The following is a 1,866-nucleotide window of genomic DNA, read 5'->3' as shown; positions in this document are numbered from 1 at the left end:
GATTGGAATCGCACGCTTAGTGAAGGTTCGGCGGCATCAGTAGCACTTGTGTGCGAGCCAGTATGCATAGGCACCCTGGATGGAGCCGTAGCGCTGGGCGCAATAACCCCAGAACCACTTGAGCTGGGTCTGGTAGTTGGTGGCCCAATCGGCTCCCGCGCTGACCATCTTCGATCCCGGAAGCGCCTGCGGCAGGCCGTATGCGCCGGAGCTTGGATTGGTGGCGGACACGTTCCAGCCGGACTCGTGCGAGATGATGTACACGGTCGCGGTGAAGTCCTCTTCGGTGTAGCCGTTGGACAGCAGGTAGTCATGGGCCCACTGCTGCATTTCGCCGGCAGGAACGGTGGTTCCGATGGTCGCGGCGGCGGTGGATGGTGCGGTGGAGCCGGTGCCTACAAGAATCACCTTGTCGGTCGGGGCTTTCTTCACATATGAGCTGATCATGTTGGAGGAAACGACCTTGCCGCCCGATTTGGTGACGAGATTCGTGGTCTCCATCACGCCTTCCTGGCCTTCGGTCTCGACCTTCTCCTGACCCTTCGGCAGGGAGGAGGTCTCCTTCTTCACCGTGTTGAACGGAATCGCAGTGTCCGTCACGGAGACGGAAGCGCCCGCACGATTGATGGTGATGACGGTTTTCTCGTTGACTTTCGTGGTCAGCGCCGGCGAGACGGTGTCTTCCGGATCCAAGGTGATGTCACCGGCATCCAGCACGGACTTCACGTCGGTGAAATCGGTGCCGGGGACCACGCGGGTCTTGCCGTTGATCTTCACGGTGACATACGAGGTGTTGCCCTTCAGCGCCTCACGCGCGTTGCCACGGGAAGCCTCGTTGGCGTCGGAAACGGAGTACGCGGAAACCGATTGGGGCTTCTCCTTATCCGCATCCGCTGTGGCGTACAGATTATGGGACACGAAGCCACCAGTGGCCAACAGCCCTACTGCCGCGACCGTTGCGGCAATCTTCACCAGCTGGGACTTGCTCGGCAGAGACAAGGTGGCCGGTTGGGCATGTCGTTTATGACTAGCCATTCTGCTCCTACATCGCTTACAGTTCCTCGGCGGATTCAATCGCTTTTCGAATGCGCTGCGCGCGGCCGCATGGGCTCCGCCGGAAAACGCGCAACTACATATAGTCTAGCGCACTCCGAGGAATTCGATCGATGGGCGGCGAAAACGTTGTCATTCCGCGGAAACACCAGAGGGGGTATCGGAGCCGCCGTCCGAAGCGTTCATGTCGAGCGCCTTGGCCTGTTCGATGAGGGCGTCCAAGTCGGAGGCGCGCAACGCACCCGCCTGCTGGAACACGATCTGCTTGTTCTTGACGACCATCAGCGTCGGCACCGCCTGCACCTTGGCCGCGGAAGCCAGATCGGGATTCTGGTCGATGTCCACCTTCGCGAAGTAGACGTCCGGATTCGCCTCGCTCGCCTTCTCGAACGTCGGACCGAACGCGCGGCACGGACCGCACCAGGTAGCCCAGAAATCAACGAACACCAGATCGTTCGATTCGACGACTTGGTTGAAATCCTGCGAAGTGACTGCATGCGTTGCCATATCCGTTCCTGCTTTCTGACGTTCTCTTCGATGTTCTTCGGTGTTCCGAGATGTTCCGACGTTCCGATTTTTCGACGCCGCATATGCCGGCATATGCGATATGTACGGCCGGCCCGTGGCTGGAATCCCCGCCCGCGAAAAGTATATAGCCGCGTGCCGCGCCGGCGCAATGCCATATTCGATTGCGCTACCGGAGGAATCGAAATCGAGTGAAATTCACATACCGTGCGCGATAATGGAACCATGCCAGTGATGAATGATGAAGTGCCCGACGAGGGCGATTTCGACGCCAACCGCCATCGCGGG

Annotated in this window: 2 protein-coding genes and 1 pseudogene; 1 reads left to right on the top strand and 2 read right to left on the bottom strand. The window is 59.5% G+C overall.

Annotated elements, in window-relative coordinates; all coding sequences use genetic code 11:
* Window positions 1–36: 36 nt before the first annotated feature.
* Both ACR0P8_RS09550 and trxA read right to left on the bottom strand, forming a co-directional pair.
* Window positions 37–1,035 carry a G5 domain-containing protein gene (locus tag ACR0P8_RS09550; protein WP_432624830.1) on the bottom strand — a complete coding sequence of 333 codons (999 nt, stop codon included), beginning with the start codon at window positions 1,033–1,035 and terminating at the stop codon, window positions 37–39.
* A 150-nt stretch (window positions 1,036–1,185) separates the two neighbouring features.
* Window positions 1,186–1,560: a thioredoxin gene (gene trxA / locus ACR0P8_RS09545; protein WP_432624829.1), complete on the bottom strand. Its 375-nt coding sequence runs from the start codon at window positions 1,558–1,560 to the stop codon at window positions 1,186–1,188.
* A 243-nt stretch (window positions 1,561–1,803) separates the two neighbouring features.
* Between trxA and ACR0P8_RS09540 the strand changes: the two are divergent.
* A pseudogene (locus tag ACR0P8_RS09540) lies at window positions 1,804–1,866 on the top strand (DUF4916 domain-containing protein); the annotation flags it as partial.

Source organism: Bifidobacterium sp. (assembly GCF_050874245.1).
Taxonomy (GTDB): domain Bacteria; phylum Actinomycetota; class Actinomycetes; order Actinomycetales; family Bifidobacteriaceae; genus Bifidobacterium.
The sequence above is the reverse complement of the archived record's forward strand: the minus strand, read 5'-3'. Positions and strand labels throughout refer to the sequence as shown.